Origin of the sequence: Neoroseomonas eburnea (assembly GCF_018129005.1) — a bacterium.
GTDB classification, from domain to species: Bacteria; Pseudomonadota; Alphaproteobacteria; order Acetobacterales; family Acetobacteraceae; genus Neoroseomonas; species Neoroseomonas eburnea.
The window spans coordinates 212695-235045 of record NZ_JAAEDL010000004.1 but is presented as its reverse complement, the minus strand read 5'-3'; the positions used below and the strand labels follow the sequence as shown (position 1 = coordinate 235045).

Sequence of the window (22351 nt, the reverse complement as noted above, 5' to 3'; positions counted from 1 at the left end):
GCGGAGGTCCACCCATATGAACCACATGACCCGAAGGCTGCTTCTCTCCTCCCCCTTCCTCGCGGCGGCGATGCTCGCACTGCCGCGCCATGGCCGGGCCGAGATGGACCTCGCCCGCGCCACCGGCTTCATCCAGGCGGCCGGCAACGAGCTGGTGGCAGCGATCAACGACCCGCGGCTCGACCTGCCGCGGCGGCGGGACCGGGTCGCGGCCGTGCTGCGCCGGACCATCGACATCGAAGGCACCGGCCGCTTCATCCTCGGCCGCTACGTCCGCCAGGCAACCCCGGCGGAACTCGCGGAATACAATCGCCTGTTCGACGACATCATCGTGCGCAACCTCTCGGCCCGCTTCGGGGAATACCGGGGGGTGCGCTTCTCCCTCGGCCGCAGCCAGCAGCGGACGGAGGAGGACGCGCTGGTCAACACCATCATCGAGCGGCCGAATACGCCGGCCTTCTCGCTCGACTGGCGGGTCAGCGAGATCGGCGGCCAGCCCAAGGTGGTGGATGTGATCGCCGAGGGCACCTCCCTCCGGCTGACGACGCGCAGCGAATACGCCGCTGTCATCCAGCGCAACGGCGGAAGGGTCGCGCCGCTGCTGGACGCGATGCGCAACCAGATCGCGCAACTCGCCGCGCGCGAGACGCGGGGCTGATCGCACCCGCGGCTTGCGCAGAATCAGAACGGCAGGATCACAAAGACGGCTAGGCTTCGTCCTCGGCATCGAAGGAGCTGCCCATGACCGAGCCTTCACCACCCCTCAGCGTCCAAGGCCTGTTCGCGGCGCGCGAGGCGGAGGCCAAACGGCGCCACGCCGAGGCCGAAGCCGCGGAGGCGCATAGGAAAGCCGAGTTGCAGGCCTTCTCCGAACGCGTACAGACCTACGAGATCACCGCCGAGGATCGCGCGCGGGCGATCACGCGCATCCGCAAGGCCTTCGAAGCCGGCGAGCGGGAGGTGATGATCGTGAAATTCCCCTCCCTGCTGTGCGAGGATGGCGGGCGGCGGATCAACAACCACCTCTCCGGCTGGCAGGACACGCTTCCGGGCGTCTTCCACAAGGTCTACGAGTGGTGGGAGAAGGAACTCGCCCCCGGCGGCTTCACCTTCTCAGCGCGCATCATCGACTTCCCCGGCGGGATGCCGGGAGATGTCGGGTTGTTTGTGGGCTGGCCGGAAAGGCTGGAATGATGTCCTGATTCCGAAGTCCGCGGGACTTCCGAATCAGGATGCTCGAGCAGATCCCGATCAGGTGGCCCCACCTGATCGGGTGAAGATGCTAGCAATTTCAGAAGGCTGCAGCGGTTGCCGTGAGCCAAGGCGAACCGAAGCCGCTCTAGCTTCCGGCCAGGCTCTGGAACAGCAGCATGCGGTGGCCCTGGTTGCGGAATTCCCCGGCCAGGGTCATGCCGATATCGGTCAGCACAGCGCGCGAGGCGATGTTCTCGTCCCGCGCGACGGCGATGATGCGCCGCAGGCCCGCGCGGTGCCCGAAGGCGAGCGCCGCGCGTGCCGCTTCCCGGGCGAAGCCCTTGCCGCGGCATTCGGGCCAGAGGGCGTAGCGCAGCGCGACACCGCGCCCGTCCGGCCGTTCCATGAAGCCGCAGATGCCGAGGAAGGCACCGCTCTCGCGTTCGAAGACGCACCAGGTGCCGTAGCCGCGCACCTCCCAGAAGTCGGAATCGTCCTCGAGTTCCTCCGCCGCGCGCTCGGCGCTGCGGACGCCGTGCAGCATCCAGCCGAAGACGCGCTCGTCGCCCTTCAGCCGGATCAGGTCCGGCAGGTTCTCCTTCCCCGGCGGGATCATCATCAGCCGTTCGGTCGTGACGATCCGTGCCGAGCGCAGCGGGATCATGCTCGCGCTCAAATGCGGCCTCCGCCAGGCGGGCAGGCCTGCCGCGCCCGGATTGCCCTGGTGACAGACAGAAGGTCCGGGGGAGTTCCCTCCCCCGGATTCTTCTCCCGCGTCACCGCGCCAGCGGCTTGTACTTGATCCGGTGCGGGTCCGTCGCTGCGTCCCCGAGTCGACGTCGCTTGTCCTCTTCGTAGCTCTCGAAATTCCCCTCGAACCACTCGACGTGGCTGTCCCCTTCGAAGGCGAGGATGTGCGTCGCGAGCCGGTCGAGGAAGAAGCGATCGTGCGAGATGATCACGGCGCAGCCCGCGAATTCCATCAGCGCGTTCTCCAGCGCCCGCAGCGTTTCGACGTCGAGGTCGTTGGTCGGTTCGTCGAGCAGGAGCACATTGTGCTCCTTCTTCAGCATCTTCGCGAGGTGGACGCGGTTGCGCTCGCCGCCCGAGAGCGAGCCGACCTTCTTCTGCTGGTCGCCGCCCTTGAAGTTGAAGGCGGCCACGTAGGCGCGCGACGCGACGGTGCGCTTGCCGATGGTGATGGTGTCATCGCCGCCGGAGATTTCCTGCCAGACGGTCTTGTTGTCGTCGAGGCTGTCGCGGGACTGGTCCACGTAGCCGAGTTCCACGCTCTCCCCGACCGTGAGCGTGCCGGCATCCGGCGTCTCGCGGCCCATGATCATCTTGAACAGCGTGGTCTTGCCGGCGCCGTTCGGCCCGATGACGCCGACGATGCCGCCCGGCGGCAGCTTGAAGGACAGGTTGTCGATCAGCAGCCGGTCGCCGTAGCCCTTCGACAGGTTCTCCGCGACGATGACGGTGTTGCCCAGGCGCGGGGCGGGCGGGATGGCGATCTCGGTCGGGTCCGGCGCCTTGTCCTGGCTCGCGCGCAGCAGGTCCTCATAGGCCGCGATGCGCGCCTTGGACTTGGCCTGGCGGGCGGAAGGCGAGCGCCCGATCCAGTCCCGTTCCTCGGCGAGCTGCCGCTGGCGGGCGCTTTCCTCGCGCTCCTCCTGCGCCATGCGCTTGCGCTTCTGTTCGAGGTAGGTCGAGTAGTTGCCCTCGTAGGGGATGCCCCGGCCGCGATCGACCTCGAGGATCCAGGAGGTGACGTTGTCGAGGAAGTAGCGGTCGTGCGTGACGATCAGCACCGTGCCCGCATAGTCCTTCAGCGTGCGTTCCAGCCAGGCGACGCTTTCGGCATCGAGGTGGTTGGTCGGTTCGTCGAGCAGCAGCATGTCCGGCTTCTCGAGCAGCAGGCGGCAGAGTGCGACGCGGCGCCGCTCGCCGCCCGAGAGGTTGGTCACCGGGCTGTCCGGCGGCGGGCAGCGCAGCGCGTCGAGCGCGATCTCGACCTGGCGGTCGATCTCCCAGCCGTTGGCGGCGTCGATCTTCTCCTGCAGCTCCGCCTGCTCGGCGAGCAGGGCGTTCATCTCGTCCTCGGACATCTCCTCGGCGAACTTCTCGGAGATCTCGTTGAAGCGGTGCAGCCATCCGTTCAGGTCGGCGAAGGCGGCGCGGACGTTCTCGCCGACGGTGAGGTTGGGGTCGAGATGCGGCTCCTGCGCCAGGTAGCCGACGCGCACGCCCTCGGCGGCCCAGGCCTCGCCGCCGAATTCCTTGTCCTGCCCGGCCATGATCCGCATGAGCGTGGACTTGCCGGCGCCGTTAGGGCCGAGCACGCCGATCTTCACGCCGGGGAGGAAGGAAAGGGTAATGCCTTTGAAGACCTCGCGACCGCCCGGATAGGACTTGGTGAGGTCTTTCATCACGTAGACGTACTGATAGGCGGCCATGGGGCGGGGAACCTGCGAAGGGGAAGGGTTGGCCCGGGGTTCTACGGCCCGCGGCCCCTCGCGCCAAGGCTGGCGGCGCGGGGCCTTGCAATAGGTGTATATACGCCTAGTATCGCGCCATGCTTCCGGACCGCTGCAGCTGCCACGGCCTGCGCAAGGCGACGCGCCACCTCACCCAGTTCTACGACCTGCGCCTCGCGCCGGCCGGGCTGAACATCGGGCAATACGCGCTGCTCGGCCGGCTTGCCTCGCGCGGGCCGATCGCCCTTGGCGCCTTCGCCGCCGTCATGGCCATGGACCGCACCACGCTCGGGCGGAACCTCCAGCCGCTGGAGCGCGACGGGCTGCTCACCGTTGGACCGGACCCCGCGGATCGCCGCAGCCGCCTGCTCGCGCTGACACCCGAAGGCCAGGCCCGGTTCGCCGCCGCCCGCCCGCTCTGGGCCGCGGCGCAGCAGGACTTCGAAGCCCGTTTCGGTCCGGACCGCACGCAGGCGCTGCGCCTGCTGGTCGCCGAACTCCTCGCCACCGACCTCGCCTGATCCCGGAAGGACGCCCCATGCTCGCCGAACCGCTCGCCGCCGCGCTTGCTCGCCGCGGCATCCACTACGGCTGGGTGATGGTCGCCATCACCTTCCTGGTGTCGCTGGCCTCAGCCGGCGCGCTCGGTGTGCTCGGCGCGCTGCTGCTGCCCCTGCAGCGGGAGACGGGCTGGGAGACCTCCGCCATTTCCGGGGCGCTCGCGCTGCGCCTGCTGCTGTTCGGCCTGATGGCGCCCTTCGCCGCGGCGCTGCTGCAGCGCTTCGGCCTGCGGCGGATGGTCGCGATCGCGCTCGTCACCGTGGTGACGGGCTGCCTGCTCTCGACGACGATGACGCAGGTCTGGCAGCTCTGGCTCTACTGGGGGGCCATCACCGGCATCGGCACCGGCATGACGGCGATGGTGCTGAGCGCGACGGTCGCGAATCGCTGGTTCGTGCGGCACCGCGGCCTGGTGCTGGGGCTGCTGACGGCGGCGAATGCCACCGGGCAGCTCGCCTTCCTGCCGCTCGGCGCCTGGCTGGCGCAGGAGGCCGGCTGGCGCGCCGCCATGGCGCCGGGCCTGCTCGCCTGCGGCGTCGCGGCATTGCTCGTGCTGCTGCTCGGGCGCAACCATCCGTCCGAGCTCGGCCTGCCGGCCCTTGGCGAGGACCGCGTCGCCCCACCCCCGTCGCCCGCCGCCAATCCCGTCCGCACCGCCTTCGCGACCTTGGCCGAGGCGTCGCGGACCCGGGTCTTCTGGATCCTGTTCGTGACCTTCCTGGTCTGCGGCCTGTCCACCAACGGGCTGATCCAGACTCATTTCATCCCGCTCTGCGCCGATTTCGGCATGGCGGAGGTCCAGGCGGCCTCGGTGCTCGCGCTGATGGGGATCTTCGATTTCATCGGCACCGTGCTGTCGGGCTGGCTCTCGGACCGCTACGACAACCGCAAGCTGCTGTTCTGGTATTATGGCTTGCGGGGGCTCTCGCTGCTCTGGCTGCCGTCCAGCACCTTCAGCCTCTATGGGCTCGCCTTCTTCGCGGTGTTCTACGGGCTCGACTGGATCGCGACGGTGCCGCCGACCGTGAAGCTCGCGGGCCAGGCCTTCGGGCGGGAGAAGGCGCCGATCGTCTTCGGCTGGATCTTCACGGCGCACCAGCTCGGCGCGGCGCTGGCGGCCCTGCTGGGCGGACTCAGCCGTGATGCGCTGGCCTCCTACCTGCCGGCCTTCTATCTGGCGGGCGCGGCGTGCCTGGTGGCGGCGGTGCTGGCGCTCGGCGCGCGGCGGCCGGCGGGCGCGGCGACGACGGCCTCGACCGCCTGACGGCATGGCGCGCGAAGCATTTCCTCGGCGCCGGGCGCCGCTTCGTTCAGGAACGGACCGACACCGCCCCGGAGCCGCCGATGGATGCGTCCGCCACCCCGCATCGTGCCCGCCTGCCGCGGCGGCTCCTTCTTGCCTTCAACATCGGCATGGCGGGCTGGTTCGCGGTCAGCCTGGTCCGCGCCACGCTGCAGTACCTGGCGGCGGAATCGGACAGCGCGCGCACCGGGACGCTGGTCGGCACAGGACTCGGCATCGGTGCGCTGCTGCTGGTCTGGCTGCTGGGCGCCATGATCCTCGGCGGCCTGGCCCTGGCGATGCGACGCCGGTGACGCGTCGGCGGCGTGCCTTCGCCGCCAAGGGACGCCGCCCATCCCCCCGCGAAGGCAACGGAGCCGGCGCCCCTGGCCCGGCCGGCGCTCCCGTTCAGCCGAGCAGCGGGCGCGTCAGCATCAGCCAGAAGATCGCCAGCACCGCCAGGAAGGCGGGGAAACCGCAGGCGAACCAGATCCGGTACAGCCGGTGATAGGCCGGCGGCAGCGCCACCCCCGCCGCGGCCGCCGCGCGCGCCAGGTTGCGCAGGCGGAGCTGGATCGCCACCACCGGCAGCCAGAACAGGCCGGTCAGGACGTAGAGCGCCAGCGACAGCAGGATCCAGCCCTCGGTCAGGGACCACCCGACCTCCTGCACCAGCAGCACGCCGGTGACGGGCTGCAGCACCACCGCCGTCGCGGTGAACACCGTGTCCGCCACCACCACCGTTCCGGCGACATGGGCGATCAGCGCCGCATCGCGCGTCCGGTGTGCCATGACCATGAAGAAGGCGATGCCCGCGCCGGTGCCGAACAGCACGGCGGCGCCGAGCACATGCAGCCAGCGCAGCAGGTCGGGCAGCAGGCTCACCGCTCCTCCTCCGTCGCCAGCAGCACGAGGGCGGGCAGCATGGCCGGGATGGGCTTCAGCAGCGGTCCCAGCGGATCGAGCCAGAGATCGGGCGCGAGCAGGCTGCCCCCCGCCAGGTAGGCGAGCGTGACCGCCACCATGCCCCGCGCCGCGAACGGCATGGTCCGGCGGTGGAGCATCAGCACCGCCAGCGCGAGGTCCGCCGCGGCGCCCAGCAGCACCGCCGCCACGGCGAACGCCTCCGGCACCGCCCGCGCCGTCAGCACCGCGGCGGCCTCGGCCGGGCGCAGCAGGGCGACGATCCCGCTCGCTGCCCAGAAGACGGAGAGCACCGCGATCATCGCCGGCCGCAGGAGCCAGAGCCGGCCGAACCACTTCTCCTGCACCGTGGCGGGCATGGCGGCGAGCGTCTCGGCCAGCGCCGGCACACGCCGCCCGGTGGCCTGCGCCCAGGGTTCCGGATCTCCGCGCACGCCGCGCGCCAGTTCGGCGAGGCTCGTGCTGCGCAGCGGCGGCCGCCAGCCGAGCAGCCCGAGCAGGTCCCCGCCCCAGGCCAGCATGCGCGCCAGGGCGAAGGGCGCCGGCAGGCTCCGCGCGGGCGGCCGCCCGAGCCACGCTCGCAACGCCGCGACGCAGTCCGCCAGGCGGTGCGGCCGGTCCTCCAGCAGGTTGTAGGTCGCGCGCAGGGCGAGCCGGCCTTCCACGGCGTCCAGCACCGCATCGGCGACGACGCCGACCGGCACGGTCTGCACCTCCGCCCCGACGAGCGGCAGCGGCACCGGCCCGGGCCAGGCGGCGAGCGCGCGCAGCAGCGCCGTGCCGCCATAGGCCTGTTGTGCGAGCACCAGGCCGGGCCGCAGCACCACCCAGGGGCAGGCCGCGCGGGCCAGGGCGGCATCGGCCTCCGCCTTGCTGCGCATGAAGGCGGTCGACGCATCCGCCGCCGCACCGACCGCCGAGACCTGCACGACGCAGCCCATGCGGGCGGCATCGCAGGCCTCGAACAGCGCGCGCATGGCGACGGACTGGACGGCCTGGACATCGTCGCGCGCGCCGTCCTGCAGCGCGCCGGCGCAATTCACCACAGCGTCCACGCCGACGAGCAGCGGCGCCCAGTCCTCGGCCCGCCCGAGGCGGGCGATGTCCTGTGCCTTCCAGTCCACGTGCGGGCGCGCCCTGCGGGCGGCCTCGACCTGCCGGCCGATGCCGGTGACGCGATGACCGGCAGCGGCCAGGCGATCCGCCACCACGGCGCCGACCAAGCCATAGGCGCCGAGGACGAGGACCGTGAGCGGCGCGGACCGAGGCGGCGCATCGCCGCGCGCTTCCGGGGGCGCGGATGCCATCGGTGCGAAGGTCATCCGCGAAGGCCGGAGGGGCTTTGCCCCTCCGCACCACCCCACCAAAGGCCGAAAGGCCTTTGGAAACCATCATCTGGCACCGGGCACGGCAGCCACGTCGGATCGTCGCGACGCGCTTCGTGCAGGGGCATGGCGTACGGCATCGCGTCAATGCGCGGCGCACCGTGCCAAACCACGGTTTCCAAAGGCCTTTCGGCCTTTGGCGGGGTGGCTTGGAGGGGCGGAGCCCCTCCATTTTCCTTGCCTGTCTTCGCGCTGATGGTCCTGGCCCCTTCGGCTGCCGGGAGGGCGGCCTCGCCGGCGGAACGGATGGTGTGCCCGCGGACGGAGCGGCGGGCAACGGGCAGGCACGGCAGCGCCGCGCGAGGGTGCCTCCCAGGCGGCTGCGCCGCCTTGCCTCCGGCGGATGATTTTCGCGCGCTGGCGCTCCGCGCGGGTGCAGGGGATGCGCGGCGGCACGGACGGCGCCAGGCCGCCGCACTCGCGCGGCAGCGCCGCGCGAGGGTGCCTCCCAGGCGGCTGCGCCGCCTTGCCTCCGGCGGATGATATTCGCGCGCTGGCGCTCCGCGCGGGTGCAGGGGATGCGCGGCGGGCGGCACGGACGGCGCCGGGCCGCCGCACTCGCGCGGCAGCGCCGCGCGAGGGTGCCTCCCAGGCGGCTGCGCCGCCTTGCCTCCGGCGGATGATTTTCGCGCGCTGGCGCGCGCGAAAATCATGGGCCCGGCAGGACTCGAACCTGCAACCAAACCGTTATGAGCGGTCCGCTCTGACCATTGAGCTACAGGCCCATGCGATGCCAGCAATGGCCCGCCGGCGGTCGCCGCGCAAGCGGCTCAGCCCAGCGAGACATCGAGCAGCATCATCACCGCCAACCCCGCCATCAGGCCGAGCGTCGCGATGTCCTCATGCCCCTTGCGATGCGTTTCGGGGATGATCTCGTTGCTGATCACCCAGATCATCGCCCCGGCGGCGAAACCCATGCCCCAGGGCAGGACCGCGCCGGAGATGGCGACCGCCCCGGCACCGAGCAGCCCGCCGACCGGCTCCACCAGGCCGGTCAGCAGCGCCACCCCCGCCGCCTGGCGCGGCGGGTAGCCGAGCCCGGCCAGCGCCACCGCCACCGCCATGCCTTCCGGGATGTTCTGCAGCCCGATCGCCAGAGCCAGCGCGGTGCCGGCGGCCACGTCCCCGCCGCCGAAGCCGACGCCGACCGCCAGGCCCTCCGGGAAGTTGTGCAGCGTGATCGCCAGGACGAAGAGCCAGATGCGGCGGACCCTCTCACCCCCCATGCCGGCGCGGCCGGTCACGAAATGCTCGTGCGGCAGGACGCGGTTCACCAGCCAGAGGCAGAGCGCGCCGAACAGGATCGCCGCCACCACGACCAGCGCCGCGCCGAAGGCGCCGTAGCCGCGCCCCCCGGCGGCTTCGAGCGCCGGCTGGATGAGGGAGAAGAAGGAGGCCGCGAGCATCACCCCGGCCGCGAAGCCGAGCAGCGCGTCCTCCAACGCCCCGGCCAGCCGCCGGCCGAACAGCACGGGCAGCGCGCCGAGGCCGGTCGCCGCGCCGGCGGCGAGGCTCGCCAGCGCGCCCAGCAGCAGCGGGTGCCAGCCCTCCGCGCCCATCGCGTCAGGTGGCGAGGAAGTCGAAGGCCGCGAGGGCGTGCACGCGGGCCACGGCCTCCAGCTCCGCGACCTCGGCCCATTCGTCGGCCCCGCCCATGTTGTGCGGCGTCGGCCCATAGACGACGGTCGGCAGCCCGGCCATGCGGAACCAGCGCGCGTCGGAACCGCCGACCCGCATGTTCACCGCGACGCTGCCCCCAAGGACTTCCTCCGCCGCGGCATGGGTCAGGCGCACCACCTCGGCCGCGGGGTCGGTGTGGTTGGGCTCGAAGCGCCGCAGCACGCGCCAGGCGATGCCGGGCAGCCCCCCCAGCCCGGCCTGCAGCGCGGCTTCGGCGGCGTCGCACGTCACCCCGACGGGCAGGCGGATGTCGCAGGCGGCGCGGGCCGAGGCCGGCACCAGGTTCGGCGCCGTGCCGCCCTCGATCCGCCCGATGTTCACCGTGACGCGGCCGAGCACGTCGGCCTCCCCCACCCCGGCGAGCGGCTCGCTGACCGGCTTCGCCGCGGCGATGGCGGCGGCAACCGCAGGCGGCGCGGCGACCGGCAGGACGGCGAGCCCGGCCACGGCATCGAGCGCCGCGCGCAACCGGTCCACCGCGTTCTCGCCGAGATGGACATGCGCGCCATGGGCCGCGCGGCCCGTTGCCTCCACCTCGATCCAGAGGAAGCCCTTCTCCCCGAAGCGCAGTACGCGCGGGCTGCCGGCATCGCCGATGATGACCGCCCCGGCTTCCGCGAGGCCTGGGACATTGTCGAGCAGCCACTTCGTGCCGAGCGGGCCCATGCTCTCCTCGTCGCCGGCCAGCGTCAGGATCGCCTCGCCCCGCCAGGCGTCGCGGTGCTGCGCCAGCAGGACGAAGGCCAGCAGGGAGGCGGCGATGCCGCCCTTCATATCGGCCGCGCCCCGGCCATAGAGCCGGCCGTCGCGCAACTCGCCCTTCAGCGGATCGACGGTCCAGGGCAGCGCCTCGTTCACCGGGTAGGTGTCGAGATGGCCGTTGAAGGCGAGCAGCCGCCCCGGACCGGCGCCGCGGATCCGGGCGACGAGGTTGGTCACCTCGGGCGAGGTGGCGTGCAGCGCGACCTCCGCCTCCGGCGCCAGGTACCGCAGCAGGGCGGCGGCCTCCTCGGCGCAGGCGCGCACGTCGCCGGGCGGATTGGGGGACGGCACGGCCATCAGCCGGCGGGTCAGGGCGGCGACCTCCGGGGCGCGGGCGCGGGCGGCGGCGGCGAAGGCGGATCGGGCGGCGGCAGGGGCTTCGGGCATGGGCGCCAGCCTGGGCGGGGCACCCCCCCGGGTGCAACCCATGCTGCGCTGCGATTGGCCCCGTCGCGGCACTCTGCTACCAGCCGCGGCGTTCCCTACCGGAGACAGATTCCATGCGTATCGACGCCATCCCGATCGGCAAGAACCCGCCGGAGGACGTGAACGTCATCGTCGAGGTCCCGGTCGGCGGCGAGCCCATCAAGTACGAGATGGACAAGGACGCCGGCACGCTCTTCGTCGACCGCTTCCTCTACACGCCGATGCGCTACCCCGGGAACTACGGCTTCGTGCCGCATACCCTGTCGGATGACGGCGACCCGATCGACGTGCTGGTGGCGAACACCCGCCCGATCATCCCCGGCGCGGTGATCAACGTCCGCCCGGTCGGCGTGCTGCGCATGGAGGATGACGGCGGCGGGGACGAGAAGATCATCGCCGTGCCGTCGCCGAAGCTCACCCAGCGCTACGCCCATGTGAAGACGCACACGGACCTGCCGCAGATCACCCTGCAGCAGATCCAGCACTTCTTCGAGCACTACAAGGACCTCGAACCCGGCAAGTGGGTGAAGGTGCTGGGCTGGGGCGGGGCCGACGAAGCCCGCAGGCTGATCCAGGAAGCGATCGAACGGGCGAAGAAGTGAGCTGTGGGTGGGGGTCCTGGTGTCCTGCCCGCGAGGTTCGCCGGAGATCCGGCGAACGAAGCGGACAGGCCGGCCACTGAAGACTCAGGGCTCGCGGCCTGAAAACGAAGTCGGCAGGACTTCGGAAGCAGGAGGCTGGGGCGCTCGTCACCTGACCCCTGCCCGGGGCGCGGAGCCGGAGGGGCCTTGCCCCTCCGGGGCCACCCCACCAAAGGCCGAAAGGCCTTTGGAAACCAGTCCTTGGCTCCCGGCATGGCACGCGGGGCCGGCTGAGCGGCGGCACGCGAAACCAAGCCCCCGATACCCAGGCATCCGCTAGGCTGGCCGGCACCAGTCCCTCCGCGGCGCCGCGACACGCGCAGACAGGCCTCTGTCCCATCGAGGCCACGGCGGCCGACGCTGCGATTCCGCTCTCACCGGCATGCGGTCCGCCGGCGAAGCGATCGGGGTGGGCAGGGTCCTGCCTCGGCGCTGCCCTGCGGCAGCAGGCGTCGTCGTTTCATGACGATTTTCCTACAGCGCGGCTCCGGCCGGCGCGGAAGCGGGATCGCCTGCCGTTGCGCCTTCTCCCCTTCCCCCTCTAGCCTTCCCTCCGGCCTGCGAAAGACGGGTCATGGCGGCCAATGCGCCGCGCAATTTCCAGGGGGAGTCCGTAATTTGTTGACCGTTTCGCTGATCCTCGTGATCGCGCTCGGGGCGTTGTCCATCGCCTACGGCGTCATCACCGCCAGGGACGTGCTGTCGCGCGACCCGGGCACCGAGCGCATGCAGGAAATCGCCAGGGCGATCCAGGAAGGCGCCTCCGCCTACCTGAAGCGCCAGTACACCACCATCGCCATCGTCGGGGCGGTGCTCTTCGTATTGGTGGCCTGGCGGCTCGGGATCGCGGTGGCGATCGGCTTCCTGCTCGGCGCGGTGCTCTCCGGCGCGGCCGGCTTCATCGGCATGAACGTCTCGGTCCGCGCCAACCTGCGCACGGCGCAGGCGGCCATCGGTTCGCTCGCCGGCGGGCTCGACGTCGCCTTCAAGTCGGGGGCGATCACCGGGATGCTGGTGGCCGGCCTCGCGCTGCTCGGCGTCGCCGTCTACTTCTTCCTGCTGGTGGTGATCGGCGGGCTGGCCCCGAACAGCCGCACGGTGATCGACGCGCTGGTGGCGCTCGGCTTCGGCGCCTCGCTGATTTCGATCTTCGCCCGTCTTGGCGGCGGCATCTTCACCAAGGGTGCGGATGTCGGCGGCGACATGGTCGGCAAGGTCGAGGCCGGCATCCCCGAGGACGACCCCCGCAACCCGGCCACCATCGCCGACAACGTGGGCGACAATGTCGGCGACTGCGCCGGCATGGCCGCCGACCTGTTCGAGACCTATGCGGTGACCATGGTCGCCACCATGGTGCTCGCGGCGATCGCCTTCGCCGGCACCGACTTCCTGCGCGCGGGCATGATCTATCCGCTCGCGATCGGCGCGGTCTGCGTCGTCACCTCCATCGCCGGCACCTATTTCGTGAAGCTGCCGGCGAACAACTCCATCATGGGGGCGATGTATCGCGGCTTCGCGGTGACCGGGGTGCTGTCGCTGGTCGCGCTGCTGCCGCTGACCTACCTGATCTTCGGCTTCGGCACGGCGACCGCGGCGGGGGCGAGCTTCGGCGCCTTCTCGCTGTTCCTGTGCGGCGTGATCGGCCTGGCGGTCACAGGGCTGATCATCTGGATCACCGAATACTACACCGGCACCACCTTCCGCCCGGTGAAGGCGATTGCGGAATCCTCGGTCACCGGCCACGGCACCAACGTGATCCGCGGCCTGGCCGTGTCGATGGAATCCACCGCCCTGCCGGCGCTGGTGATCATCTTCGGCATCCTGATCGCCTATGGGCTGGCGGGCCTCTACGGCATCGCGATCGCGGTGACGACGATGCTGGCGCTGGCCGGCATGGTGGTTGCGCTCGATGCCTTCGGCCCGGTGACGGACAATGCGGGCGGCATCGCCGAGATGGCGGGCCTGCCCAAGGAGATCCGCCAGACCACCGACGCGCTCGACGCGGTGGGCAACACCACCAAGGCGGTGACCAAGGGCTATGCGATCGGCTCGGCCGCGCTCGGCGCGGTGGTGCTGTTCGCGGCCTACACGCAGGACCTCAGCTTCTTCATCGCGAACGCCGCGCAGTTCCCGTACTTCGCGGGGGTCTCGGCGATCGACTTCTCGCTGGCCAATCCCTACGTCGTCGTCGGGCTGCTGTTCGGCGGCCTGCTGCCCTATCTGTTCGGCGGCATGGCGATGACCGCGGTCGGCCGCGCGGCGATGAGCGTGGTCGAGGAGGTCCGCCGGCAGTTCCGCGAGAAGCCGGGCATCATGCAGGGCACCGAGAAGCCGGATTACGGCCGCGCGGTGGACATGCTGACCAAGGCGGCGATCAGGGAAATGATCATCCCCTCCCTGCTGCCGGTGCTCTCGCCGCTGGTGATCTACTTCGGCATCCAGGCGATCGCGGGCAAGGCGCAGGCCTTCGCGGCCCTCGGCGCGATGCTGCTCGGCGTCATCGTCAACGGCTTCTTCGTCGCGGTGTCGATGACCACCGGCGGCGGCGCATGGGACAACGCCAAGAAGTACATCGAGGACGGCCACCATGGCGGCAAGGGATCGGACGCCCACAAGGCGGCGGTCACCGGCGACACCGTGGGCGACCCGTACAAGGACACCGCCGGGCCGGCGGTGAACCCGATGATCAAGATCACCAACATCGTGGCGCTGCTGCTGCTGGCGATGCTGGCGCATAGCTGACAGCGCCACCATCGTCGCATTGTTCGGAAGGGGCGCCGCAGGGCGCCCCTCCTGCATCGGGACCGGGCGGCGGGCATGACGGTTTCGTGGCCGCCGGCCAGGCGGGCCAATGCATGGTAGTGAGGGCGCAAGTCCCTCCTCACCGACGGTTCCCGCCCTTGCGCTTCCAGACCACCATCCACCTGCTGCCCATCCTGGACAGCATCCTCAGCCTGTTCGTGGCCTTCATCCTCGGCACCCTGGTCGGCATCGAGCGGCAGTTCCGCCAGCGCAGCGCCGGGCTGCGCACCAACACCCTGGTCGCGGTCGGAGCCGCCGCCTTCGTCGATATCGGCCAGCGCCTGGCCGGCGACGCCGAGGCGGTCCGCGTGATCTCCTATGTCGTCTCCGGCATCGGCTTCCTCGGCGCCGGCGTCATCATGAAGGAGGGGCTGAACGTCCGCGGCCTGAACACCGCGGCGACACTGTGGTGCTCGGCGGCGATCGGCGCGGCCGCCGGCTCGGACCTGGTGGTGGAGGCGGTGCTGATCACCGCCTTCGTCCTCGCCGGGAACACGATGCTGCGACCGGTGGTGACCTGGATCGAACGCAGCCCGGTCAGCCAGGCCAGCACCGAGGCCCGCATCGAAGTGCGCGTGACAACCGGCTCGGCCAGCCTGCCCGCGGTACGCCGCCACGTGATCGAGCGCCTGCAGGCCGCGCACTACCCGGTCGCAGATATCGAGGTGACCGAGCATGGCGACGAGGCGACCGAGGTCGCCGCCGTGCTGGTCAGCACGGCGGTCGTGCCGCGGGAGATCGAGGCGGTGGTCGCCGAGCTTCTCCGCCACCCTGACATCACCCATGCCTCCTGGGAGAGCAGCACCCTGGAATGACCCCCCGGCGCCGCGCGATCCCCGCCCGGCACCATCCTTCGCCGGTTTTTCCCGCTGGGGCCCTTGCGTCTCCGGCCCGGCCGCCCTTCCTTATCGACATGCTGCGGCTGCTCATGCTCCTCGCCGGCCTTGTCGCGCTTGCGCCTGCGGCGCGGGCGGTCGAGTCAGCCGCGGTCACTTCCCCGCGCTCCACCGTCACGCTGATCGCCGACCGGGCCGCCATCGCCCCCGGTGAGCCGTTCCGCCTGGCGCTCCGTCAGCGACTCGCGCCCGGCTGGCACACCTACTGGACCAACCCCGGGGATGCCGGGCAGCCGCCGGAGGTCACGCTCGCCCTGCCCGATGGCGCCTCCGCCGGTGCGATGCGCTTCCCGGCGCCGGAGCGCATCCCCTTCGGACCGCTGGTCAATTTCGGCTACGAGGGCGAGCCGGTCTTCACCATCCCGGTCACCGCGCCGGCGCATCTCAGCCCCGGCGAGACCTTCACCGTCACCGCGGCGGCCAATTGGCTGGTCTGCGAGCGCATCTGCATCCCGGAGGAAGGCGCCTTCCGCCTGGAGATCCCGGTCGAGGCCGCTCCGCGCGCCACCGCGCCGGATATCACCGCTCTCTTCACCGCCGCCGAGGCGGCCGAGCCGCGGCACGCGCCCTTCACGGCGCGGCTCGGATTCGCCGGCGCGCGCGGGGCGATCGAGATCGCCGGCCCCGGCATCGCCCCCGGCGCCGTGCGGGACGCCTTCTTCTTCCCCGCCGAATGGGGCGTGGTCGAGAACGCCGCGGCACAGCCGCTCACGGTCCGCGACGGGGCGCTGACCCTTGCCCTGCAGCGCGGCCCGGCCGAGGCCCTGCCGGCGCGGGTCGAGGGCGTCGTCGCCATCACCGACGCGGCCGGCGTGCGGGGCGCCTATCTGGTCGGCGCGGCGCCCGGGGCGGTGCCGCAGGCGGGCGGCGGCCTGCCGCTGCGGCAGGCGATGCTGTTCGCGGCGCTGGGCGGGCTGATCCTCAACCTGATGCCCTGCGTCTTCCCGATCCTCGCCATGAAGGCGGTGTCGCTGGCGCGGCTCTCGGGGGCGGCGCGCGGCGCGGTGCGGGCGCATGCGGCGTCCTACACGGCCGGCGTGGTGCTGTCCTTCCTTGCGCTCGGCGGCGCGCTGGTCGCGCTGCGGGCGGCGGGTGGCGCGGCGGGGTGGGGGTTCCAGTTCACCTCGCCCGTCTTCGTGGGTGCCATGGCCTGGCTGATGCTGGCGGTGGGGCTCAACCTCTCGGGCGTCTTCGCCGTCGGCGGGCCGGTCTCGGCCGGGGGCGGGCTGGCGGCGCGGGGCGGGCATGCCGGCTCCTTCTTCACCGGCGCGCTGGCCGTCCTGGTCGCCACCCCCTGCACCGCGCCCTTCATGGCGGCGGCGATCGGCGCGGCGCTGGCGATGGGACCGGTAGAGGCGATGGCCGTCTTCGCCGCGCTCGGCCTCGGCATGGCGCTGCCCTATGCGCTGCTCGGGCTGGTCCCGGCGCTGGCGCGGCTGCTGCCGAAGCCCGGCGCCTGGATGGAGTGGCTGAAGCAGGGCCTCGCCTTCCCGATGTACGCGGCGGCGGCCTGGCTGGTCTGGGTGCTGTCCGAGCAGTCGGGGCCGCCCGCGGTGCTGGCGGTGCTGCTGGGCGGCGTGCTGATCGGCTTCGGCGCCTGGGCGATCGGCGCGGCGCAGGCGAGCGGCGGGCGCGTCGGGCGCATCGCCGGGCTGGCCGCGGTGGCCGGCGCGCTGGCGCTGCTGCCGATGCTGGCCGCCGCGCCGCCGGCGGCCCGGGCGGCCGTCGACGCCGGCAGCGAGGCCTGGTCCGAGGCACGGGTTGCCGCGCTGCGCGCCGAAGGCCGGCCGGTCTTCGTCAACCTCACCGCCGCCTGGTGCATCACCTGCAAGGTGAATGAGCGCATGGCGCTGGCCACCGAAGGGGTCCGGCGCGCCTTCGCCGAGCGCAACGTCGCCTACCTGACCGGAGACTGGACGCAGGGCGATCCCGCCATCACGGCGCTGCTCCGCGCGCATCAGCGGGAGGGCGTGCCGCTCTACCTCTTCTACCCAGCGGGCGGCGCGGTGCCGCTCGTCCTGCCGCAGATCCTCACCGAGGGGATCGTGCTGCAGGCCATCGCCAGCCAAGGAGACGCGTCCTGATGACCGTGACGATCACCCGCCGCGCCGCCCTCGCGGCCACCGGCGCCCTTGCCTTCGCGCCGCGCCTCGCCGCCGCCGCGCCCGCCATCGGCGCGCCGGCGCCGGACTTCGCCCTGCCCGACCAGGACGGCACCCTGCGCCGCCTGTCCGACTTCCGGGGCAAGGTGGTGGTGCTGGAATGGACCAACCACGACTGCCCCTTCGTGCGGAAGCACTACAACAGCGCCAACATGCAGGGCCTGCAGCGGCTAGCCGCGGATCGCGGCGTGGTCTGGCTGAGCATCGCCTCCTCCCCGGTGGGGGAGCAGGGCCACGTCACCGGGGCGCAGGCGAAGGAGCTCACCGCCTCGCGCAATGCGGCGCCGGCGGCGGTGCTGCTCGACCACCGCTCGGTCGCCGCGCGCGCCTACCAGGCGACGGTCACGCCGCACATGTTCGTCATCTCGGCGGACGGCGTGCTGCGCTACATGGGCGGCATCGATTCCATCCGCTCGACGCGTGTCGACGACGTGGCCCGTGCCGAACCCTTCCTGCGCGACGCCATGCTGGCCGTGGTCGAGGGGCGGGCGGTGGCGCGCGCCAGCACGCCGGCGTACGGCTGCGCGGTCAAGTATGTGGATGCCTGACGGGGATGAGGATCGAGGGGGCTTTGCCCCATCAAGCTCCCCCCAACAGGGGACACGGTCCCCTGCACCCGCGGTGACTTGACGTTTTGGTTTCCAAAGGCCTTTCGGCCTTTGGCGGGGAGAGTTCGAGAGGGGCAGCGCCCCTCTCGGGGGCGCGTCAGCCGATCAGATGCGCCGGCACCCTCAGCCCGAGCCGCTGCGGCACCGGCCAGACCTCCCGCACCGTGCGGAGCTTCTGGAACCCGGCCGCCAGATAGGCCGGCAGCGCCCGGGGATGGTCGGCGGTGCAGGTGTTCACCGTCACCGCCGCGCGGCCGGCGCTCCAGGCGGCGTCCACCGCATGGCGCAGGAAGGCACGCCCGATCCCGGTGCCGATCGCCCAAGGCATCAGCCCGAAATAGGCGAGGTTCACCACCTGCCCGGAGCGGCGGTCGAGTTCATAGAACCCCGCCGGCTCGCCATCCTTCATCAGCACATGGATCGAGATCGCCGGCAGCGAGAGCAGAGCCGCGAGTTCGGCATCCGAGGCGGTTCGCCGCATCCACCACAGCCAGGGCTCGCCCACCGTGTCGTAGAGGTAGCGGTAGAACGGCACCGAGCAGTGCCGCGCCAGCTCCACCCGCACATCCCCGGGCAAGGGCCGGGCGGGCTCGGACGGCGGGGTGTCCATCCGCAGGAAGGTGACGTCGACGGTCACCTCCTGCACCGGTTCAGCGACGGTCATCGCCATGTCTCGCGCCCTCCTGCCGTGCCGCGACTCTCGCGGCGGCGCCGGCGGTGGGTCAACCTCAGTTGTCGAGGAAGGAGCGCAGCTTCCGCGACCGCGAGGGGTGCTTCAGCTTGCGCAGGGCCTTGGCCTCGATCTGGCGAATGCGCTCGCGCGTCACGTTGAACTGCTGGCCGACCTCTTCCAGCGTATGGTCGGTGTTCATGCCGATGCCGAAGCGCATGCGCAGCACACGCTCCTCGCGCGGCGTGAGCGAGGCCAGCACGCGCGTCGTCGCCTCGCGCAGGTTGGACTGGATCGCGGCGTCGAGCGGGATGACCGCGGCCTTGTCCTCGATGAAGTCGCCGAGGTGGCTGTCCTCCTCGTCGCCGATCGGCGTCTCGAGGGAGATCGGCTCCTTGGCGATCTTCAGGACCTTGCGGACCTTCTCGAGCGGCATGCCGAGCTTCTCGGCGAGCTCCTCGGGCTGCGGCTCGCGGCCGATCTCGTGCAGCATCTGGCGGCTGGTGCGGACAAGCTTGTTGATCGTCTCGATCATGTGGACCGGGATGCGGATGGTCCGCGCCTGGTCGGCGATGGAGCGCGTGATCGCCTGGCGGATCCACCAGGTCGCGTAGGTCGAGAACTTGTAGCCGCGGCGGTATTCGAACTTGTCGACCGCCTTCATCAGGCCGATGTTGCCTTCCTGGATCAGGTCCAGGAACTGCAGGCCGCGGTTGGTGTACTTCTTGGCGATGGAGATCACGAGGCGGAGATTGGCCTCGATCATCTCCTTCTTCGCCTGGGTCATGTCGCGCTCGCCGCGGCTGACCGTGGCGAAGACGCGCTTGAACTCGGCGACCGGCAGGCCGGTCAGGTTCGCCACTTCCGCGATGCGGGAACGGATCGCCTCGACCTCGGTGCTGGACTTGGCGACGAAGGCCTTCCAGCCCTTGCCCGGCAGGGCGCCGACGCGCTCCAGCCAGGCCGGGTCCAGCTCGGACCCGCGCCAATGCTGGAGGAATTCCTCGCGCTTGACCTTCTGCGCCTCGGCCAGGCGCAGCACCTGGCCCTCAAGGACCGTCAGCTTGCGGTTGAGGCCCTTGAGCTGGTCGACCAGTTCCTCGATGCGGTTGTTGTGGAGATGGACCTTCTCGACCAGCGCGATCAGCTCGCGGCGCTGCTTCTCGTAGGTCTTCTCGCCGCGTGCGGCCAGTTCCTCGCCGGAGGTGTAGGCCTCCATGCGCTTGTTCGAGAGCTTCTGCAGCTTGCCGTAGAGGTTCTCGATCTCGGCGAAGTTGGCGAGCACCTCGGGCTTCAGCTTCTCCTCGAGCGCGGAGAGCGACAGGCCCATGCCCTCGCCTTCCTCGCCCTCCTCGAATTCCTCCTCGGCGGCGGCGTCGGCCGGGGCGCCGTCGGGGTTGCCGGCGGATTGCGTGGCCTCGAGGTCGATCACGTCGCGCAACAGCATGCGCGGAGGCGTGGCGCGCACCGCCTCATGCCAGCGCAGGATGGCCTGGAAGGTGAGCGGGCTCTCGCAGAGCCCGCCGATCATCATGTCGCGGCCGGCCTCGATGCGCTTGGCGATGGCGATCTCGCCCTCGCGGGAGAGCAGCTCGACGCTTCCCATCTCGCGCAGGTACATGCGCACGGGGTCGTCGGTGCGGCCGAGGCTTTCCTCGTCCACATTGCCGCCGGACTCCTCGTCCTCCTCGCCCTCGGCCTTGGCCACCGGCTTGGCCGCGGCCTCGCCGTCCTCGGTCTCCTCGGCCTCGACCACGTTGATGCCGGCCTCGCTCAGCATCGCCATGGTGTCCTCGATCATCTCGGAGGAGACCTGCTCGGAGGGCAGCGCGGCGTTGAGCTCGTCCACGGTGACGTAGCCGCGCTCCTTGCCGCGGGCGATGAGCTTCTTCACGGCCGCCGACTGGGTGTCGAGCAGCAGTCCCTCGACCTGCTCGTCACGCGTCTCGACCGTCTCAGCCCCTGCCGCCGCCTTGCTCGCCATGCGCTCTCCGCTCCGTCCAACGCCTTCGGGCATCCGATGGTGGCCGGATGCCCGAAAAAACTGCCTCTACCCTATGCGGCGTCCCCGGACGCCCCCGCAGCCCCTTCCCCGCGACGGACGGCATCGAGTGCCTCCGACAGCAGGATCAGCCGGCGTTGTGCCGCGGGATCATTGGTTTCCGCCAGGATCCGCCGGGCCTCCTGCTGGTCCTCGATCAATTCCGCCTCGCCGCGCAGGCGGAGGAAGAAGTGCCAGAAACCTTCCTCGACCTCCCCGGGCAGGGCCTCGGCCCTCGCCGCAAGGGGTAGGCCGGCGGGCACGAGGGCCCAGGCCACCGCATCTTCCAATCCGCAGTCTGCGAGGTGGGCGATCAGACCTTCGGAGTCAACCCGTTCGACACCTCCATGCCATGCGAGAATCGCGGCCCGCAGGTGCGTGGCAGGCCCATCGGGCAGGTCGAGCAGCCCGATCGCCTCCTCCGCCTGGGGCAGCAGCCACGGGTGGCGCAGCAGGATGGCGAACAGCATCCGGGCCCGTTCCGCCTGCACCGGAGCGGCGGAAATCGCCGGGCGGGCCAGGCGCGCGGCGAACGGCCGCCCCGCCGCGCCCCCCCCGGGACCGCGCCGTCCGGCGGCGAAGAAGCGATCGAGCAACACTCGCCGATATTCCGCAGCCAGCGCCTTGTCGGTGATCGCCGCCGCCGCGCCCGACAGGCGGTTGCGCAGCGCCGCCCGCTGTTCCGGCGTGGCGGCCGGGCGGCCCTCGGCGATCAGGCCATAGAGCGCCTCCGACATCGGCCGGGCGGCGTCCAGCACCGCCTGGAAGGCCGCGGGCCCGCCCCTGACGGTCAGCGTGTCGGGGTCCTCCCCCGCCGGCAGGGTGGCGAAGCGCAGCGTGTGGTCGGTGGAGATCAGCGGCAGTGCCACCTCCGCCGCGCGCGCCGCGGCCCGCGCCCCGGCGGCATCGCCGTCGAAGCAGAGCACCGGCTCCGGCGACAGGCGCCAGAGTTCCTGCAGTTGCTCGGGCGTCAGCGCGGTGCCCAGCGGCGCCACCGCCCCCGCGAACCCTGCCTGGTGCAGCGCGATGACGTCCATGTAGCCCTCGACGGCGACCACCGGCGCGCCGCGGAAGGCCCCTTCCCGTGCGAGGTCCAGGCCGTAGAGGCCGAGCCGCTTGCGGAACAGCGGCGTCTCCGGGCTGTTGACGTATTTCGGCTGCCCGTCGCCGAGGATGCGGCCGCCGAAGGCGATCACCCGCCCGCGCCGGTCCCGGATGGGGAACATCACCCGCGCATAGAAGAAGTCCCGGGGTGGGTCGCCCGCCTCACCGGGGCGGAGCAGGCCGGCTTCGATGAGCTGGTCCTCGGTGACGCCCTCCCCGCGCAGGTCGGCCGCGATGGCACCGCGACCGGCGGGCGCCCAGCCGAGGGCGAAGGCGCGGATCGTCTCCTGCTTCAGCCCGCGGCGCAGCAGGTAGTCGAGCGCCGGTCGCCCCTCGGGGAGAAAGAGGCGGCGGTGATAGGCCTCGGCCGCCGCCGCCATGACGGCGTGCAGGTCGCGGGCGCGACGCTCGCGCGCCACCTCCTGCGCGGAGGGCTTCGGCACCTCCATCCCCGCCTCGGCCGCCAGGCGTTCGACCGCCTCAGGGAAGGAGGCGCCCTCGCTGCGCATCACGAAGGTCACGGCATCGCCGTGCGCGCCGCAGCCGAAGCAGTGGAAGTGATCGTCGTAGACGTAGAAGGAGGGCGTCTTCTCCCCGTGGAAGGGGCAGCAGCCCTTCCAGTTGCGGCCGGACTTCAGCAGCCGCGTCTTCCGCCCGATCAGGCCGGGCAGCGGGGTGCGGGCGCGCAACTCGTCGAGGAAGGCGGGCGGGAGGGCCATGCTAGGGTGCTAGTTAG

At 71.5% G+C, this 22351-nt stretch carries 19 protein-coding genes and 1 tRNA gene; 10 read left to right on the top strand and 10 right to left on the bottom strand.

From position 1 onward, the window contains the following. The first annotated feature begins 25 nt into the window (after window positions 1–25). Both GXW74_RS06330 and GXW74_RS06325 read left to right on the top strand, forming a co-directional pair. Window positions 26–658 (top strand): MlaC/ttg2D family ABC transporter substrate-binding protein, encoded by a 633-nt coding sequence (locus tag GXW74_RS06330; RefSeq protein WP_211845614.1) that lies wholly within the window; start codon window positions 26–28, stop codon window positions 656–658. Between the two features lie 83 nt (window positions 659–741). Further along, the gene (locus tag GXW74_RS06325) at window positions 742–1194 is read left to right on the top strand and encodes a hypothetical protein (RefSeq protein WP_211845613.1); all 453 of its coding nucleotides are present in this window, start codon (window positions 742–744) and stop codon (window positions 1192–1194) included. 145 nt (window positions 1195–1339) lie between these two features. Here the strand turns inward: GXW74_RS06325 and GXW74_RS06320 are convergent, their stop codons facing one another. Then, window positions 1340–1858 carry a GNAT family N-acetyltransferase gene (locus GXW74_RS06320; protein ID WP_246522954.1) on the bottom strand — a complete coding sequence of 173 codons (519 nt, stop codon included), beginning with the start codon at window positions 1856–1858 and terminating at the stop codon, window positions 1340–1342. Window positions 1859–1970: 112 nt separating this feature from the next. After that, window positions 1971–3650, bottom strand: coding sequence for an energy-dependent translational throttle protein EttA (ettA, locus tag GXW74_RS06315; RefSeq protein WP_211845611.1), 1680 nt, complete (start codon window positions 3648–3650; stop codon window positions 1971–1973). 119 nt (window positions 3651–3769) lie between these two features. Here ettA and GXW74_RS06310 point away from each other — a divergent pair, with 119 nt between their 5' ends. From GXW74_RS06310 to GXW74_RS06300, 3 genes are all read left to right on the top strand, one after another. Continuing rightward, the gene (locus GXW74_RS06310) at window positions 3770–4192 is read left to right on the top strand and encodes a MarR family winged helix-turn-helix transcriptional regulator (RefSeq protein WP_211845610.1); all 423 of its coding nucleotides are present in this window, start codon (window positions 3770–3772) and stop codon (window positions 4190–4192) included. 17 nt (window positions 4193–4209) lie between these two features. Continuing rightward, complete coding sequence (locus GXW74_RS06305) at window positions 4210–5496, top strand: MFS transporter (protein WP_211845609.1); 1287 nt, start codon at window positions 4210–4212, stop codon at window positions 5494–5496. An 80-nt stretch (window positions 5497–5576) separates the two neighbouring features. Next, entirely contained in the window at window positions 5577–5828 is a 252-nt protein-coding gene (locus tag GXW74_RS06300; protein ID WP_211845608.1) for a hypothetical protein, read from the top strand. Window positions 5829–5922: 94 nt separating this feature from the next. Here the strand turns inward: GXW74_RS06300 and GXW74_RS06295 are convergent, their stop codons facing one another. The 5 genes from GXW74_RS06295 to GXW74_RS06275 form a co-directional block, all read right to left on the bottom strand. Further along, on the bottom strand, window positions 5923–6399 hold the full coding sequence (locus GXW74_RS06295; protein ID WP_338148158.1) for a DUF2269 family protein: 477 nt from the start codon (window positions 6397–6399) through the stop codon (window positions 5923–5925). After that, window positions 6396–7745: a DoxX-like family protein gene (locus tag GXW74_RS06290; RefSeq protein WP_211845607.1), complete on the bottom strand. Its 1350-nt coding sequence runs from the start codon at window positions 7743–7745 to the stop codon at window positions 6396–6398. Before GXW74_RS06290 ends, GXW74_RS06295 begins: the two co-directional genes overlap by 4 nt. A 730-nt stretch (window positions 7746–8475) precedes the next feature. After that, window positions 8476–8548: transfer RNA gene (locus tag GXW74_RS06285), tRNA-Ile, on the bottom strand. Between the two features lie 45 nt (window positions 8549–8593). Beyond that, on the bottom strand, window positions 8594–9382 hold the full coding sequence (locus GXW74_RS06280; RefSeq protein ID WP_246522953.1) for a ZIP family metal transporter: 789 nt from the start codon (window positions 9380–9382) through the stop codon (window positions 8594–8596). A 4-nt stretch (window positions 9383–9386) separates the two neighbouring features. Then, on the bottom strand, window positions 9387–10652 hold the full coding sequence (locus GXW74_RS06275; protein WP_211845606.1) for a M20/M25/M40 family metallo-hydrolase: 1266 nt from the start codon (window positions 10650–10652) through the stop codon (window positions 9387–9389). Between the two features lie 113 nt (window positions 10653–10765). On the opposite strand from GXW74_RS06275, the gene ppa reads away from it, so the two are divergent. From ppa to GXW74_RS06250, 5 genes are all read left to right on the top strand, one after another. Next, window positions 10766–11293 carry an inorganic diphosphatase gene (gene ppa / locus GXW74_RS06270; protein WP_211845605.1) on the top strand — a complete coding sequence of 176 codons (528 nt, stop codon included), beginning with the start codon at window positions 10766–10768 and terminating at the stop codon, window positions 11291–11293. Window positions 11294–11953: 660 nt separating this feature from the next. Further along, a complete protein-coding gene (locus tag GXW74_RS06265) occupies window positions 11954–14074 on the top strand; it encodes a sodium-translocating pyrophosphatase (protein ID WP_246522951.1) in 2121 nt (706 codons plus the stop codon). A gap of 158 nt (window positions 14075–14232) precedes the next feature. Continuing rightward, window positions 14233–14949, top strand: a complete 717-nt coding sequence (locus GXW74_RS06260; protein ID WP_246522949.1) for an MgtC/SapB family protein — start codon at window positions 14233–14235, stop codon at window positions 14947–14949. Between the two features lie 98 nt (window positions 14950–15047). Continuing rightward, window positions 15048–17114, top strand: a complete 2067-nt coding sequence (locus GXW74_RS06255) for a protein-disulfide reductase DsbD family protein (protein ID WP_211845602.1) — start codon at window positions 15048–15050, stop codon at window positions 17112–17114. After that, window positions 17114–17740, top strand: a complete 627-nt coding sequence (locus tag GXW74_RS06250) for a redoxin domain-containing protein (RefSeq protein ID WP_211845601.1) — start codon at window positions 17114–17116, stop codon at window positions 17738–17740. The genes GXW74_RS06255 and GXW74_RS06250 overlap by 1 nt, the downstream gene beginning before the upstream one ends. A gap of 157 nt (window positions 17741–17897) precedes the next feature. Here GXW74_RS06250 and GXW74_RS06245 read toward each other — a convergent pair whose 3' ends face one another. The 3 genes from GXW74_RS06245 to dnaG form a co-directional block, all read right to left on the bottom strand. Next, window positions 17898–18470: a GNAT family N-acetyltransferase gene (locus tag GXW74_RS06245; protein WP_211845600.1), complete on the bottom strand. Its 573-nt coding sequence runs from the start codon at window positions 18468–18470 to the stop codon at window positions 17898–17900. Window positions 18471–18528: 58 nt separating this feature from the next. Then, window positions 18529–20454, bottom strand: coding sequence for an RNA polymerase sigma factor RpoD (rpoD, locus tag GXW74_RS06240; protein ID WP_211845599.1), 1926 nt, complete (start codon window positions 20452–20454; stop codon window positions 18529–18531). 71 nt (window positions 20455–20525) lie between these two features. Beyond that, window positions 20526–22334 carry a DNA primase gene (gene dnaG / locus GXW74_RS06235; protein ID WP_211845598.1) on the bottom strand — a complete coding sequence of 603 codons (1809 nt, stop codon included), beginning with the start codon at window positions 22332–22334 and terminating at the stop codon, window positions 20526–20528. Between the last annotated feature and the right edge of the window lie 17 nt (window positions 22335–22351).